15 protein-coding genes and 1 pseudogene are annotated in these 14,189 nt (G+C 54.0%); 6 read left to right on the top strand and 10 right to left on the bottom strand.

The window, feature by feature from the left end; translation table 11 throughout:
• Positions 1-395: 395 nt before the first annotated feature.
• The 7 genes from rlmB to ACJJI7_RS00140 all read right to left on the bottom strand — a co-directional run bounded on the left by rlmB (position 396) and on the right by ACJJI7_RS00140 (position 5,301).
• On the bottom strand, positions 396-1,178 hold the full coding sequence (rlmB, locus tag ACJJI7_RS00170) for a 23S rRNA (guanosine(2251)-2'-O)-methyltransferase RlmB (RefSeq protein WP_020413556.1): 783 nt from the start codon (positions 1,176-1,178) through the stop codon (positions 396-398).
• Positions 1,175-2,044: a Rossmann-like and DUF2520 domain-containing protein gene (locus tag ACJJI7_RS00165; RefSeq protein WP_020413555.1), complete on the bottom strand. Its 870-nt coding sequence runs from the start codon at positions 2,042-2,044 to the stop codon at positions 1,175-1,177. The genes rlmB and ACJJI7_RS00165 overlap by 4 nt, the downstream gene beginning before the upstream one ends.
• Complete coding sequence (locus tag ACJJI7_RS00160; protein WP_020413554.1) at positions 2,044-2,802, bottom strand: pyridoxine 5'-phosphate synthase; 759 nt, start codon at positions 2,800-2,802, stop codon at positions 2,044-2,046. The genes ACJJI7_RS00165 and ACJJI7_RS00160 overlap by 1 nt, the downstream gene beginning before the upstream one ends.
• Positions 2,803-2,805: 3 nt before the next feature.
• Positions 2,806-3,396, bottom strand: a complete 591-nt coding sequence (locus ACJJI7_RS00155) for a peptidylprolyl isomerase (protein WP_157533499.1) — start codon at positions 3,394-3,396, stop codon at positions 2,806-2,808.
• Between the two features lie 141 nt (positions 3,397-3,537).
• On the bottom strand, positions 3,538-4,224 hold the full coding sequence (locus ACJJI7_RS00150; protein ID WP_444901181.1) for a TIGR04211 family SH3 domain-containing protein: 687 nt from the start codon (positions 4,222-4,224) through the stop codon (positions 3,538-3,540).
• Positions 4,225-4,248: 24 nt separating this feature from the next.
• Entirely contained in the window at positions 4,249-4,548 is a 300-nt protein-coding gene (locus ACJJI7_RS00145; RefSeq protein ID WP_020413551.1) for a YciI family protein, read from the bottom strand.
• Positions 4,549-4,581: 33 nt separating this feature from the next.
• Positions 4,582-5,301 (bottom strand): VC0807 family protein, encoded by a 720-nt coding sequence (locus ACJJI7_RS00140; protein WP_020413550.1) that lies wholly within the window; start codon positions 5,299-5,301, stop codon positions 4,582-4,584.
• 204 nt (positions 5,302-5,505) lie between these two features.
• Between ACJJI7_RS00140 and ACJJI7_RS00135 the strand changes: the two genes are divergently transcribed.
• The 5 genes and pseudogenes from ACJJI7_RS00135 (at position 5,506) to rluB (ending at position 10,476) form a co-directional block, all read left to right on the top strand.
• On the top strand, positions 5,506-6,468 hold the full coding sequence (locus ACJJI7_RS00135; protein WP_444901182.1) for a PHP domain-containing protein: 963 nt from the start codon (positions 5,506-5,508) through the stop codon (positions 6,466-6,468).
• Positions 6,469-6,579: 111 nt separating this feature from the next.
• Positions 6,580-7,203 (top strand): L-threonylcarbamoyladenylate synthase, encoded by a 624-nt coding sequence (locus ACJJI7_RS00130; protein WP_020413548.1) that lies wholly within the window; start codon positions 6,580-6,582, stop codon positions 7,201-7,203.
• A gap of 183 nt (positions 7,204-7,386) precedes the next feature.
• Positions 7,387-8,151: pseudogene (locus ACJJI7_RS00125) on the top strand (segregation and condensation protein A); the annotation flags it as partial.
• 271 nt (positions 8,152-8,422) lie between these two features.
• Entirely contained in the window at positions 8,423-9,619 is a 1,197-nt protein-coding gene (gene scpB, locus ACJJI7_RS00120; RefSeq protein ID WP_282952826.1) for an SMC-Scp complex subunit ScpB, read from the top strand.
• The gene (gene rluB / locus ACJJI7_RS00115; RefSeq protein ID WP_020413545.1) at positions 9,616-10,476 is read left to right on the top strand and encodes a 23S rRNA pseudouridine(2605) synthase RluB; all 861 of its coding nucleotides are present in this window, start codon (positions 9,616-9,618) and stop codon (positions 10,474-10,476) included. The genes scpB and rluB overlap by 4 nt, the downstream gene beginning before the upstream one ends.
• 69 nt (positions 10,477-10,545) lie before the next feature.
• Here the strand turns inward: rluB and ACJJI7_RS00110 are convergent, their stop codons facing one another.
• The 3 genes from ACJJI7_RS00110 to ACJJI7_RS00100 all read right to left on the bottom strand — a co-directional run bounded on the left by ACJJI7_RS00110 (position 10,546) and on the right by ACJJI7_RS00100 (position 13,439).
• Positions 10,546-11,259 carry an SRPBCC family protein gene (locus ACJJI7_RS00110; protein ID WP_282952828.1) on the bottom strand — a complete coding sequence of 238 codons (714 nt, stop codon included), beginning with the start codon at positions 11,257-11,259 and terminating at the stop codon, positions 10,546-10,548.
• 87 nt (positions 11,260-11,346) lie between these two features.
• Positions 11,347-12,723: an ATP-binding protein gene (locus ACJJI7_RS00105; RefSeq protein WP_020413543.1), complete on the bottom strand. Its 1,377-nt coding sequence runs from the start codon at positions 12,721-12,723 to the stop codon at positions 11,347-11,349.
• 11 nt (positions 12,724-12,734) lie between these two features.
• A complete protein-coding gene (locus tag ACJJI7_RS00100) occupies positions 12,735-13,439 on the bottom strand; it encodes a response regulator transcription factor (protein WP_282952831.1) in 705 nt (234 codons plus the stop codon).
• Positions 13,440-13,604: 165 nt separating this feature from the next.
• Here ACJJI7_RS00100 and ACJJI7_RS00095 point away from each other — a divergent pair, with 165 nt between their 5' ends.
• Positions 13,605-14,075 carry a Spy/CpxP family protein refolding chaperone gene (locus ACJJI7_RS00095; protein WP_020413540.1) on the top strand — a complete coding sequence of 157 codons (471 nt, stop codon included), beginning with the start codon at positions 13,605-13,607 and terminating at the stop codon, positions 14,073-14,075.
• The last annotated feature ends 114 nt before the right edge of the window (positions 14,076-14,189 follow it).

Below are 14,189 nucleotides of genomic sequence, written 5' to 3'. Positions count from 1 at the left end.
ATAAGTAATTACTTCCCCGCCGCTTGCAGGGGTGTTTGGCACCCCTGCACCACTTTTTTCCCGCCAAGCGTGCCACTTTCCACAGCCGTGTCTCTTCCTGTTATTTCGGTCATTTACTTAGGGGATCTTTTAAGCAGGATTTACTTTCATTCGTAACTCGTTGATTTTTTGAACGTTTCCAGCTTTGGTTATTTTTTCTTCAGATTGTCACAATGACGTAACCATGGGCCTTTGCGCCGATCGCTTGAGAGTTAATCACAGAGATATCCACAGAATCTGTGAGTAGAGGTAGCTAGTGGATAAAGTGCAGCTGCTGTCGTGGAGAGGTGCCCAAATACGGGAGCTTATTGGGGGTTAAAGAGTTTAGCGGGAGTTGTTTAACCCCCAGGGAAGCTTCAGAGTTGGTGGCGGAAGCTAATTAGGGCGGCGGTAACCGCTACATTCAGGCTTTCGACATCATTGTGCATGGGGATGCGGAGTAATTCATTACACTGTTTCGATACGGCCTCGCTGACACCGCGTGTTTCATTGCCGAGAACAAAAATGGTGGGGACTTCACCTGTAACCTCTGCCAGGGTCAATTGCGCGTGAGAGGAGAGGCCGCAGACACGGGCTCCCGCCTTGCGGAATTCTCCCAGTGTGTTCGCCAGTGTTTCACAGCGCAAAATGCGAGTTTTAAACAGGGTGCCAGTACTGGCCTTGATCACCAGTGGGTCAATCTGTGCGCAGCCTTTGCGCGGTAGGATTATGCCATCTATGCCGCCTGCACAGGCGGAACGAATAATCATGCCCAGGTTCTGTGGATTGGTAATACCATCGAGTGCCAACAGCTCGTAGGGCTTTTTATTGTTGTCGCCTTGACGCTGCTGAAGAAATCCTTCGCAGGTGCTGTAGTGGGGGAGGGCCAGGTCAAGTGCCACTCCCTGGTCCTGGCGAGAATTCTTCGAGATTCGTGAGAGTCCCTTGCGGTCCCAATGGACAATTTCCACCTGGCGCTCCTCGGCCAGCGCCTCCATACGACTGATTAGTTGATCGCGCCGGTTGCTGCTTGCCAGGTGTAGTTTATGCACCGGTAGGCTGGGATCTTCCAGGGCTTCGAGAACCGGCTTGCGCCCATAAATGGTTAGAAGACTGTCGTAGAAGGCTCTTTTTTTCAGGTACTCAGAGGAGTCTTTCACCGCATTGGCTCACTCAATAATTCGATCAAACTGGCCGCGCTCTCATCCGATAGCTGGCCGCGCCGCGCCAACTCTACACAGGCGAGTCCCAGTTGGCGATAGTGAAGTGCCAATTGTGGATCCACAGAGGCAAGATTCTCCACTTGAGTGGCAACTGTCTCCAGGTCACCTCGGGCAATAGGACCTGTGAGGGACTTTTCGGGGCCCAGGGACATATTGTTCTGTGCGGTCTGCAGGACAATAGGTTCAAGCAGTTTGAGGGCGCTGTTGCGCTCGATACCCGCCGCGGCAAAGCTGCGTAGACTCAGGTCAATCAGAGCGGTGAGATAGTTGCAGGCAATTACTGAACCAGCGTGATACAGGGACTTGTGTTGAGCCTCAATGGTAAGGATTTCGCAACCGAGGGCGGTGAAAGCATTTTCCAGAGCACTGACAGCAAGACTGTCTCCCTCCAGTGCGACACTGCTGCCGGGGAGGGTATCCAGGGAGTGCAGGGGCTCGGCGAAACTGTGAACCGGATGGGCACTGGCGATAGAGGCGGGGCGCAGAACTTCGAGAACCTGCGAGCTGAGTGCTCCGCTGCAATGAAATGCGATAACGTCGTTGCGCTCTGCAAGTTTATCGGAGAGGCGCTGGGCAATCACAGCAATGTCACCGTCAGAGCAGGAAATCAGCCAGCAGTCGGCTTCGGCCATGGATTCTATAGACTCGGCAGCCTGGCCTGCACCGATAAATTCAACCGCTGCCAGTGCACTGTCGTAGCTGCGATTGAAGATGGACTTAAGTTGGAACAGTCCTTTTTGCTGCCACAGGCGCCCGAGGGTTTTCCCCAGGCGGCCAGCACCAATAATGTTAAGTGTCTGCATCAGTTTCCGGCGAGGCAATCGAGGTAGGCTTTTACGGCATTCTCAAGCCCCATGCTTATGGCATCCACCGTGAGAGCGTGGCCGATGGAGACTTCCTGTAGCCCCGGCAGGGTACGATAGCGGTGCAAGTTAACGAGATTGAGGTCGTGGCCTGCATTAACACCGAGGCCCAGCTGACGTGCGTGTTCGGCAGCGGCGCAGTGGGTGGCAAAAATGCTATCCAAATCCGGGCTCTGTTTGGCAACAGCTTCCGCGTAAGGACCGGTATAAAGCTCAATACGATCAGCGCCAATATCTCTGGCCAGGCTGATCTGTTCCAGGTCAGGGTCCATAAACAAACTGACGCGGATTCCTGCCCCCTTCAATTTCGCAATCTGTGGCACTAGGCGCGGGCCGTCGAGCTTGAGATTGAAACCGTGGTCTGAAGTCAGTTGGTCATTGCTGTCTGGTACCAGGGTGCACTGATCGGGCTTGGTTTCCAGTGCCAATTCCACCAGGCCTGGATAGTCCGCTAAATGTGTAGCGAAGGGGTTGCCCTCAACATTGAACTCTATGCCCTGTCGTTCCCTGCACAGAGTTGCAAGTTCGCGTACATCGCCAGGGCGGATATGGCGCTGATCCGGACGCGGATGCACAGTAATTCCCTGTGCGCCAGCATCTAGGCAGATCCTGCCGTGGGCGACAACGTCGGGAAAGTTGCCCTCGCGGGAATTGCGGATGAGGGCAATTTTGTTGAGATTTACGCTGAGAGCTATCACTGCTTATTCTCCCTTAGTGTTGTTGGCGATAGTTTTATCGCCGACATCGATTCTTTTTGCGTCGAGGATACGGATAGGCACGTTGGGTGCACTCGGGTGCTTTCGATATAGGCCACGAGGCTCCCGCACAATTTTTTCTACTACATCCATGCCTTCGATCACCTTGCCAAATACGGCATAGCCTGCCTGGTCTTCTTTTGCATCGAGCCTGGTGTTGTCCACCAGGTTGATAAAAAATTGTGAGGTTGCACTATCTGGATCGTTAGTCCTCGCCATCGACAGGGTGCCACGCAGATTCTGTAAGCCATTGGTGGATTCGTTGACAATTGCGTCGCGGGTTTCTTTCCTTTGGAAATCAAAAGTGAAGCCGCCAGCCTGTACTACAAAACCGGGCACGACCCGATGAAAGATAATCCCGTTATAAAACCCGCTATCGGTATAGGCGAGAAAATTCTCCACTGTGGCCGGAGCCTCTTTAGCGAACAGCTCAACCCGGATTACGCCCAGGTCAGTTTTCAGTTCAACCTGGGGATTTTTGGCCAGTGCGGGAAGCGCAAAGAGAGCACAGAGAAAACACACAAAAAGTTTACGCATCATCCTTGTCCTTTTGGGGTTGTTTTAGGGATCTGATTTAACAGCGCGCCCGGTCCAATGCTGGATGAAGGGCTGCGGGGGGCGGCAAATGCCGCAACCCCAGCTCTTAATAGTATGCGATTTCTTTGCCCGGAAGTGAGATCAGTTGGCCCACTCGGAGTGGCGTTTGCGGGGGCGAACGCGGGGGGCAATCATTGCGAGTATGGCACCGACTGCCACAGATAAGGCACCAAACAAATACCATCTCTGGGATTCACTGCCGGAAAGACGTTGGATCTCGGCCTCTGCCATAATTTTTTCCTGCTTGAGTAGCTCGTGCTGGTGCAGAAGTTTCTGGTGACGCTCATTGAGGGATATAGCGTCCGAGGACAGGGTCTTGAGTGCTTTGAGTTCAGTAGTAAGGTCTTGTGTCTGTTGCTGGGCCGCGCTCAGGGAACTATTCAACTGGCTGTTCTCCTCTTCCAGGCGGCGGACCTCGCCACCGAGATTTCCCTCCATCTTTTCAAAGCGGGCCAGGTTGGCTTCGGCACTGGCCAGTTTGAGCTTTGCTACCGGTTCGGATACCAGGTATTGGCGCCTGACCCAGCCTTCAGTGCCGCCCGGTGTCCGCACTCGTGTCCAGCCTTCAGATGCAGCGTCCTCCAGGACTGTAAGCTCGGTGCCACTTGGCAGCCCCCGGTGGAGAATGCGAAACCCGTTACCCTTGCCGGAGCGCATGGGTACGTGAAGTTGGTCGGTGATATAGCGGGTTTCAGCGCTTACTAAGGCTGGAACCACATTTAATAGTGCCGCAGCAAGCAGGCCCGACATTAGTTTTCTCATGATCATACAGCTTCTATTTTTATGTTGTTATCAGGGCAGCACTAACTTGAAGGGTTTGACAGTTATTGATGCGTAGACCCCTGCTTCGATATAGGGGTCTCTGTCAGCCCAGGCTTTTGCATCCTCCAGCGAGGGAAACTCTGCAATAACAAGGCTGCCACTGAAGCCTGATTCACCTGGCTCTTCACTGTCTATGGATGGATGGGGGCCGGCGGCGAGCAGGCGGCCTTCATCTTTCAGGCGGCCGAGTCTAGCCAGGTGATCAGCGCGCGCTTTTTTGCGCAAAGGGAGACTATCGCTAACATCTTCACTGATGATTGCGTACCACATTGTATTTAATGCTCTTGTTAGTTCTTTAAAGTGCTATTGCGCGACCATCACTTCTTCCAGTTTCAACCCGGTCAGCTTGCCGATGCGGGAGAAAAGGAAAAAGAGGGCACCCATTAAGATCAGGGTTGATGGGATTGCAATAACCAGATATCCATATGCCGTCATTTCACCCAGCTCGGTGTTGTAGGCTTCGGTGCCGGGTGGGCTGGTGACGATCATTTTGGCGAGAATGTAGTTCAGCGCCGAGGAGAAAAAGAATGACCCGGCAACAATCCATGAGGTCTGGCGCAAAGTGCGCTCAAAGGCCGGCTGGTTGCCATTTGCCTGTAATGACTGGGCAATTTTTGCCGTATTCAGAATTTGATCGTTGTAGAGGAGGGTTTTGACCAGGGGCCAGCGGGTATAAACGGATAGAGCCGTTGCAACACCCAGCAGGCCGGGGATCGCGGCTTCCTTGATCGCGATGTATTGCGGGTCCAGCTTTAGCAAGCTGATACCGCCGGTGAGAAGGATGCCTATAAACCCGAGGGCCGAGAAGAAGTTGACCTTGCCCAGGCGCAGCAGGTCGCGAAGACCGTATCCCAGCGGGAAGGCCAGGGCCACGATTAACGCCCAAGTTGGGCCCAACCAGTCATCCCCGGAAAGTTTGGTCAGTATCAATGTCGGAATGATGACATTGAAGGTGATATTGCTGAGAAACCCTTCCTTTTTAGGTTTCTCGGGAGATGTTGTGGTCGAATTCGTTTCGGTCATACTCTATTCCGGTGATAATGCCCGCAGGAAATCAGTCTGGAGGCGATATCTCTATAGTCCCTCCAAAACAATTTCTTCCCCACTGACAATACTGCTGTCAGACTCCGGCCCCGAGGTCACATAGGCTGACCATTGGTCCGGGCCTTATCCCTGAAAACGCCGGGTGCCGCTGTGACAGCATTGCCGGGTAATTGTTCCAAAATAATGGATACTGCGACGATCACTGTCGCCAAACTGAGTGAGAGCCCACTATTGAGAGCCCTGTCTGCTGATCTGAATACCGATCTTGTCGATCTGCACTGTCACAGTACCGCTTCTGACGGTATTTTAAGTCCTGCACAGCTGGTGTCGAGGGCGAAATGCCAAGGTGTGACACTGATGGCACTCACGGACCACGATACAGTGGATGGAGTAGCACAGGCACAGGAAGCTGGTGACCAATTGGGCATCACTGTGCTGGCAGGGATTGAATTCTCCAGCCTTTGGGGGCGTCGCTCGATTCACATTGTTGGTCTCAATGTTGATCTGACGTCGCAGGAGCTGCGTAATGCCATAAGCTTGCGCGAAGGGCTTCGCCTGGAGCGTGCCGAGCGTATTGCTGAGCGACTGCACAAGCGCGGCTTCATCGGTGCTCTAGAGGGTGGGCGTGCTGTTGCAGGGGAATCTGTATTGGGCAGACCGCATTTCGCCCGATGGTTAGTAGAAGCGGGTCATGTAGAGGATACAGCGCGGGCTTTTAAGCGTTATTTAGGCGCAGGTAAGGTAGGTGATGTGAAGGTCGAGTGGCCCCAAATGGTGGAGACCATAGAGACAATTCATGCGGCTGGTGGCAGTGCTGTATTGGCACACCCACTTAAGTATGGGTTTACCCGCACCCAGTTGGTCCGGTTACTTGGCGAGTTTTCGCGCTGCGGGGGCGATGCGATAGAGTTGCTGTGCGGCCGCCAAAATCCTACCCAGACTAAGGAATTGCGGAGTCTTATGTCTTCGGTCACAACTGAACTTAACGGTCCGCAATTGCGCTGTTCCCTGGGAAGTGATTTTCACCAGCCAGACCAGCCCTGGCGGGAATTGGGTTGCGTGCGTCTACCAGAAGACGTCGAGCCGGTATGGAATCTGTGGCACACTCTGCACCGGGATCGACCCGGTCATGCCATGACAGCCTAGCCAAGCGTACTTTTTACGTATGTTTTGTAGATGCTGTTGAACCGAGATCCCTTGCGGGTCAGTCAAGGTCTGCAAAGAGGTTTCAATTCATTAAAGGCTTGGGGGGCTTTTGTGGCGCAGTTTTTTCAGATTCATCCGGATAATCCTCAAGGGCGCCTGATTTCTCAGGCTGCTGATATCGTGAATGCAGGAGGGGTTATCGTCTACCCCACAGATTCTGCCTATGCCATTGGCTGCCGCCTTGGAGAAAAGTTGGCCGTTGAGCGCATTCGCGCATTGAGACAGCTGGATAAACAGCATAATTTCACTCTAATGTGTCGGGATCTATCGGAGCTGGCTACCTATGCCAAGGTAGATAATCAGATGTTCCGCCTACTCAAGAATCATACACCTGGCCCCTATACATTTATTATGCCGGCTACTGCAGAAGTGCCACGTCGTCTTATTCACCCGAAGCGTAAGACTATTGGTATCCGTGTACCCGACAATGCAATAACTCTCGCCCTGATTGAAACAGTGGGTGAGCCCCTGATGAGTTGCAGCCTGATCATGCCAGGTGATGAGCAGCCCCTGACCGACCCCTACGATATTCGCGATACCCTTGAGCATCAGGTCGAGCTGGTGATTGATGGGGGGTTCTGTGGTATGGAGCCAACCACTGTTGTAGACCTTACCGGCGAAGAGCCGGAGCTGATTCGCCAGGGTTGCGGAACGGCTGATGAAATTCTGGGCTGAATAGCGTCACGCTAGTGTATAATCGCGCGTTTGCGCTTTCGAGGGTGGGGCAGGGTGTCCAGTGAAGAATTACTAGCCGAGGTGGAGGAGCAGGTGCTTGCCGAGGTCGCGGCGAGTGAAGGCGACTCTACCGAAGCTCCCCCTGAGAGTGTAGATACGCCAGGTCATTCGGAAGATGCGCCTGTGGCACTGGTATTAGGCGAGGCTTTTACTGACCTGCCACCAGACCTGTTTATTCCGCCAGATGCTTTGGAAGTGATTTTGGAGGCCTTTGAGGGGCCCCTGGATCTGCTTCTATACCTGATTCGTCGCCAGAACCTGGATATTCTTGAAATTAATGTATCAGACATCACCCGCCAGTATATGGCCTACGTGGAAATGATGACGTCGATACGTTTTGAGCTTGCAGCCGAGTACCTGGTGATGGCAGCCATGCTCGCAGAGATCAAGTCGAGAATGTTACTGCCGCGCCCGCCGGAAGCTGAGGAAGAGGAGGGTGAAGACCCTCGGGCCGCATTGATCCGCCGCTTGCAGGAATATGAGCGTTTTAAGACTGCGGCGGAGGATCTCGACGAGATTCCACGTATGGGGCGAGATATTCACCAAGCCAGCGCTGAAGGCCCCGATCGCAGTATCACCCGACCCGACCCGGATGTAGATCTCAAAGAGGTATTGGTTGCTCTGGCAGATGTATTGCGTCGTGCGGATATGTTTGAGAGCCACCAGGTCGAACGGGAGAAGCTCTCTACCCGTGAACGTATGACCCAGGTACTGGATCAGATTCGCCACGGCCAATTTGTGCCTTTTGTGAGCCTGTTTACCGTGAAGGAGGGGCGCCTTGGTGTGGTGGTTACTTTCCTTGCAGTGATGGAGTTGGTGAAAGAGTCCCTGGCGGAACTGGTACAAAACGAGGCCTTCGGCCCGATCCATGTACGGGCAGCCGGGCAGAGTGGCTCCGGAAGTGTTGATAGTCATGACGAGTACCTCTCGGGTCCTGAAAGTAGCTTGGAAGGAGACGACGATGCTCAGCCAGCTGAAGCACCAAGTGGTGAATTACTGCCAATTGAGAGTGAGCTGGAGGATATTGACACACTGGCTGCTGAGGATGAGCAGTCGGTAGTAGAGCAGAATGGGCAGCCAAGCGAAGAGTTAGCTGGTGCGTAAAAGTGGGACGTGCCGGATGAATTGCCGAGAAAGCATCAGAGTTAGAAAATAGAAGATGACAATCGCTCCGGAATTACTGCGCAGAATTGTAGAGGGCGCCCTGCTTGCGGCAGGGCAGCCTCTGAGTGAAGAAAAGTTATTGTCGCTGCTTGAAGAAGAGGAGCAGCCCTCCAATACAACCTTGAGAGATATCCTTGAGGAGATAGCGCAGGATTGTATTGGGCGCGGCTTTGAACTCAGGAAGGTGGCCACGGGCTGGCGTTTCCAGGTGCCTGAAGATTTGGCGCCCTGGGTAAACCGCCTTTGGGAGGAAAAAGCGCAGAGGTATTCCCGCGCAACTTTGGAAACTCTGGCAATCATCGCCTATCGCCAACCGGTAACCCGCGGAGATATCGAGGAGATTCGCGGTGTAGCGGTAAGTTCGCAGATTGTTAAAACCCTGCTTGAGCGCGGTTGGGTCAAAGTAGTTGGCCATCGTGATGTGCCTGGCAAACCATCGCTGTATGCGACCACGCGGGAATTTCTGGATTACTTTAATCTAAGCTCCCTGGATAATTTGCCAACCCTGGCTGAGATTCGCGATATAGAGAGTCTCAACAAGATCCTTGAAGCAGAGGGGTTGTCCCCAGAGGAGATTGCCGCGGCAGAGACTGATAGTGCAGATATTGAGGTGTCGCAAATCAGCGGTGAGGTTTCTGCAGAAAGTGGAGAGTCGGAGGTCCAGGAGGGTTCTGAAGAAGAAGTTGTTGATATTGCGGCTGAAGAGTCAGTGGGCGATATTGATAACGAGCCTGATGATATTGATGGAGATGTGCGGGTTGAAGCGCTGGTAGAGGAAATTGTAGCGCAGTCAGAAGACCAGCCTGCTGAAGAAGTTGAGCCTGTGTCGCCAGTGGAGCGAGAGAAAATTGATGAGAAATTAGATGAGGGCGATCGGGATGATGCGGTTGAGGCTGCGGCATCGCTGGTTGCGATGGAGATTGAGCGGGAGCAGGAAGAAACGGTATTAGAGAATTTGGGTGCCGTTGACACAGGTGATACTGAAGCCGCCCCCCAAGACGATAATAGAGAGACTGAACTGGTAGCGGAGGCGCATAGCACAGCCCCGATAGCGGCGACCCTGCCGCCTAGTAGCCTGTTTGGTGATAACGACACAGCGAGCGAAGTCGGACTGGAAGATAGGGCCGAAGGAAATGCTGATGTCGATGATGATTCCCAGGATGTAGTGCAAGTGGAAAACACCACCCCATGAGTGATGGCACCTCGCCAGCAGGCGAAAAATTGCAGAAAGTATTGGCACGCAGTGGCCTTGGTTCACGGCGAGAGATGGAGCGCGCGATCGATGCTGGCCGCGTGACAATCAATGGAAAAGTGGCGGAGCTAGGTGAGCGGGTTACCGACCAGGACCGCATTGAATTTGATGGTCAGCGACTGCCATCGACCGAGGAGAATCGCTGCCGCGTCATTCTGTACAACAAGCCGGTCGGTGAGATTTGCTCACGCCACGATCCCGAAGGGCGCCCGACAGTTTACGATCGATTACCAAGGTTGAAGACGGGCCGTTGGATTTCTGTGGGGCGCCTGGATTTTAATACCAGTGGACTCCTATTGTTTACCAACAGTGGTGAGCTGGCCAACAAATTGATGCATCCCTCCTCGGTGATCGATCGCGAATACCTGGTACGAATCCAGGGCGAAGTGGACGATGAGATGAAAAGGCGCTTGGTCAAAGGGGTATTGCTGGATGATGGCTCTGCGCGCTTTACTGATATCGTCGAGAGCGGCGGTGAGGGTAGGAACCGCTGGTTCTATTGCGTGGTAATGGAGGGGCGCAACCGTGAAGTGCGGCGTTTGTGGGAATCTCAGGGTGTGCGAGTGAGCCGCCTCAAAAGAGTTCGCTACGGTAGTGTATTTATCCCCTCCCATGTGCGTGTGGGCCAGTGGATTGAGATGGAGCCCCGCGAAATTGATGATCTGTGTGTTACTGCGGGTCTGCCAAAACTTGGTCAGAGACCGCTCACACAGGGAGAAAAACAGACTCTTGAGCGCCAGCGCCGAAAGCTACGCAAGTCGCCGGTGCCGGCGCAGCGCCGCAACAAGTCCAGGTAAGCCCCAATAAAAAAGCCCGCCATTAGCGGGCTTTTTTATTGAAAATAGTAATGAGGCTGGTAGCGCGGTCTATGGTGATTGGGGTTCATTCTCCGGTGTTTCCCCAGCTTCCTCCTGCTGTTGGTTTTGCATTTCCGATTGAACACCCTGCGGGCCTCCCCCCATAGCATCATCAACATCCGAGGGAATATCTGAGACGGAGTCTGTAGTATTGCTGCTCCCCTGGTCTGCTCCGCCGGGCGTCGGACCCTCAATTGCATCAGTACTGGATTCCAACAAATTCTTAAGTTTTGACAGTCCGTGTTCGTAGGACTCACCTACCATTTTTTTCACAGCCAGGCCCATCCAGCGTTCCCTGGGGCCGCCTCCTGTATCGCTCATAAAGGCCCAGGTTATCTTGGTGCCTTCACCCTCGGGTTGGAGCTTAAACTCCGCCTCCGCAGTGCTACCATCACCGAAAGCCAGTTTGGTGCGGACCATAGAATTTGGCGTGCTGGCGGTGATAGTCTGGCTGCCGTTGCCTGCCTTCGAGTTCTCGCCACGCCAACTCATTTCCGCGCCCACGCCCTCTTCAGGTCCGCTGTAATCGTATTGCATAGATGGGTCTATATTGCGCCAAGGGGACCAGCTATTGAATTTGCGAAAATTATTGACGTAGGGAAAGACGGCCTGGGGAGGCTTATCGATATAGACGCTCCGCTCAAGGCTTACCTCTCGAGGGAACAGATATCCGGCGAGCAGTAACAATACCAGGAATATGAGGATATAGATGATCCAGCGCATAGCAGGGTCCTTTGCTATTGGCGGTCAAATAGTCATGATCGCCAGCCCATGCTGGCGATAGATTGTTTATAGCAGTTTTTGCGCCGTTCAATCGTCGGTGATATGCAGAAGTGGCAGCTGAATCTCGACACACAGGCCGGCACCAATGCTATTGCGCGCAGTGATACTGCCTCCATGGTGCAGCAGAGTGCGTTGGGCAATAGCCAGACCCAGGCCAAAGCCACCACTCTCCCGGGTGCGTGCGCTGTCCGTTCGATAGAAGGGGCGGAAAATAGCCTCCAGTTCATCCTCCTCAACCCCTGAGCCAGAGTCGATTACAGAGATGCTACAGGATTCTCCGGACTCCTCTACCAGTACTCGTACGAGGCCGCCTGAGGGGCTGTATTTGATGGCATTACGCAGAATATTCTCCAGTGCTGCGGTCAGTGAGCTGCCGCGAGTAGCGATTAAAAGCTCTTCGCCAGTGGTGCTCACATCAAAGCTCAGGCTTTTTTCCTCAGCTTCTATGTGCAGATCATCAATCAATGCCGAAAGCAGGCTGTTCAACTCGACCACATCATCCAGTGGGCGCTGCTCCTGGCTACTGACTGGCAGGGACAATACATCGGCAATGATATCCTCCAGGTAATCCGCAGCCTTGCCGATTTTGTCCAGCTCGGTGTCAAGCCCTGCCACCTGCTTTTGGCGGGCGATAGCCAAAGCTACCTGGAGCCGAGCCAGGGGGGAGCGCAACTCATGAGAAACATCCTTGATCAGGCGGCGCTGTTCGGACATGGACTCCTGCAGTTGTGCGGTCATTGAGTCAAAATCGAGGGCAAGGTCAGTCAGTTCATCGTTGCGGGTGCGCAAACTCGGAGCAACCCTGTAGTCCAGCTCACCGGCAGCGACTCGTCTGGTGGCGGTTCGGAGCTGTTCAAGGGGGCGGCTCAAGTAGCTGGCCAGCCAGTAGCAGGCAACTCCGGAAGCGATCATTGAAAGCAGCAGCATGGGCCAGAAATTGCGCCATAGGAAGCGCAGCAAAAGGCCTTCCTTGCTATCGCCGGCAACCAGGGCGATGCGTAGAGGGTCCCCTGTGCGTAGTGGCAGGAAGAAGCCCACGGTGGGTTTATTGTCCACTAACATGTGCGCTTCGCGATTGCGGTAATCCAGGCTGTTGATCAGAGGCTTCATATCGGTAGGAACCTGGCGCCCAAGCAGATCGTTGCCCAGGTGGTCCACCGCGTAGACGCGGCGTTGGACTTTCTTAGGCGCTCGCTCCAGCCAGTGCTGGAACTGCTCAGGACCATGGCGGCGGGCTATACGCATATTGCGCATGACTTCTCGAAATAGTGCGGGCCCCTCCCAGCGCTCCTCCTGGCGTGGGTCGCCAAACTCGCCAAAATGGGTAATGTAAATGGCGGCAACCACCATCACCATGGCGGTGATCCATGCGCCAAAAAACATTTTCCAGAAGAGGCTGCGCATTTTGATACTACCTACTGCTTGGCCTGGGTGAGCATATAGCCAGCGCCGCGAATATTGATAATCAGATCGCGGCTGGCGCCTTTGTCGGCGAGCTTCTTACGGATATTGCTCACATGTACGTCGATTGAGCGATCGTAGGGCATAAGCTTGCGCCCCAGTGCACTTTCGGTCAGAACCTCTTTACCAACCACATCCCCGGCGTGCTGCACCAGCACTTTGAGTACTGAGAATTCAGCACCAGTGAGGGATAGGGTCTGTTCGCTCCAATAGGCCTGGTGTTCAGCTGGTAAAAGTCGCAACTGACCGCTGCTAAGGCTGTCGTCATTTTCTTCTATTTCAACCCGCCCACGGCGCAATATAGCGCGCAGGCGCGCGGCCAGCTCACGTGGATTACAAGGTTTGGGCAGGTAGTCATCGGCCCCCATTTCCAGGCCCACAATGCGATCCACGGTATCGCCTTTGGCTGTGAGCATGATGACAGGCAGGGATCTACTCGTTGGGGAGGCCTCTTCGCGGAGTTTACGCAGCACGTCAAAACCGTTGTGTACTGGAAGCATTACATCCAGTACCAGGGCGTCAAAGTTTTGGCTCTGTGCCAGCTCAAGCCCCCGGCCGCCATCATTGGCCGCTGTTACTTCAAAGCCTTCGCCGGTGAGGAACTCCCTCAGCAGGTCGGTCAATTCTGTGTCGTCATCGATCAGGAGGATTCGGCTCATGGCGTTCTCTCTGTTGCTGTGGTGCCATTATATGCAAAGCACTGGCGCTAGTTATCGCAGCCCTGTGGGCTTTTTACCGTTCTTAACAATTGTTTACCCCGGTTTGCCCCTGTTTACACAGGCCACACTTACTATGAAATCACTGAATGCAAACGAGAGGACAGAATGATGAAGAACTGGAAACTGGCGGTAAGCAGTTTGGCCCTGGCGGGTGTTTTAGCTTTCCCCGCAGCGACGATGGCGTCTGGCGGGGGTGGGGATCACCACAAGCGCGGCTTTGAGCACATGGCCCGTGAGTTGCAGCTGACCGAGGGACAAAAGGCACAGCTAAAAGCCAACCGCGATGGTACCCGTGAGGCGAGAAATGCCCAGCGTGAACAGCTGAATGCTCTGCGAAAGCAAATCCATGCTGCGATAGAGTCCGGTGCTGACCAGGCTACAGTGGATCAGCTGGGTGCCGAACTGGGTCGGCTGAAGGTACAGCAAATGCAGAGTCACTACCAGATGCGCCAGCAATTTGAGGCGATTCTCACCGATGAGCAGAAAGCCAAGTTTGAAGAGCTAAAAGCTGAGCGCAAAGAGCGCCGAATGAAATGGCGCGAAGGCCGCCTTGAGCGCCGCTCTTCAGACTCCTGATTACCCTTCTATAGACTCCTTGTGCGATCCACCGGGCGCGCCCTTCCCCAGAGGCCCGGTAGGTTCATAACCCTTTGCCCCCGTTCAAGGGGGCCTTTTTGTTTCCCCTGCTTT

The sequence above is a fragment of the Microbulbifer variabilis genome (assembly GCF_056232115.1).
Note: the sequence above shows the minus strand (reverse complement) of the source record. Positions and strands in the feature narration are given on the sequence as shown.

What these genes read in the sequence shown, in the direction of transcription:
- ACJJI7_RS00165 (WP_020413555.1), bottom strand. Translation starts at nt 2,044, where the DNA reads ATGCAGACACTTAACATTATTGGTGCTGGCCGCCTGGGGAAAACCCTC.
- ACJJI7_RS00155 (WP_157533499.1), bottom strand. Translation starts at nt 3,396, where the DNA reads ATGCGTAAACTTTTTGTGTGTTTTCTCTGTGCTCTCTTTGCGCTTCCC.
- ACJJI7_RS00150 (WP_444901181.1), bottom strand. Translation starts at nt 4,224, where the DNA reads ATGATCATGAGAAAACTAATGTCGGGCCTGCTTGCTGCGGCACTATTA.
- ACJJI7_RS00145 (WP_020413551.1), bottom strand. Translation starts at nt 4,548, where the DNA reads ATGTGGTACGCAATCATCAGTGAAGATGTTAGCGATAGTCTCCCTTTG.
- ACJJI7_RS00140 (WP_020413550.1), bottom strand. Translation starts at nt 5,301, where the DNA reads ATGACCGAAACGAATTCGACCACAACATCTCCCGAGAAACCTAAAAAG.
- ACJJI7_RS00135 (WP_444901182.1), top strand. Translation starts at nt 5,506, where the DNA reads ATGGATACTGCGACGATCACTGTCGCCAAACTGAGTGAGAGCCCACTA.
- scpB (WP_282952826.1), top strand. Translation starts at nt 8,423, where the DNA reads ATGACAATCGCTCCGGAATTACTGCGCAGAATTGTAGAGGGCGCCCTG.
- rluB (WP_020413545.1), top strand. Translation starts at nt 9,616, where the DNA reads ATGAGTGATGGCACCTCGCCAGCAGGCGAAAAATTGCAGAAAGTATTG.
- ACJJI7_RS00110 (WP_282952828.1), bottom strand. Translation starts at nt 11,259, where the DNA reads ATGCGCTGGATCATCTATATCCTCATATTCCTGGTATTGTTACTGCTC.
- ACJJI7_RS00105 (WP_020413543.1), bottom strand. Translation starts at nt 12,723, where the DNA reads ATGCGCAGCCTCTTCTGGAAAATGTTTTTTGGCGCATGGATCACCGCC.
- ACJJI7_RS00100 (WP_282952831.1), bottom strand. Translation starts at nt 13,439, where the DNA reads ATGAGCCGAATCCTCCTGATCGATGACGACACAGAATTGACCGACCTG.
- ACJJI7_RS00095 (WP_020413540.1), top strand. Translation starts at nt 13,605, where the DNA reads ATGATGAAGAACTGGAAACTGGCGGTAAGCAGTTTGGCCCTGGCGGGT.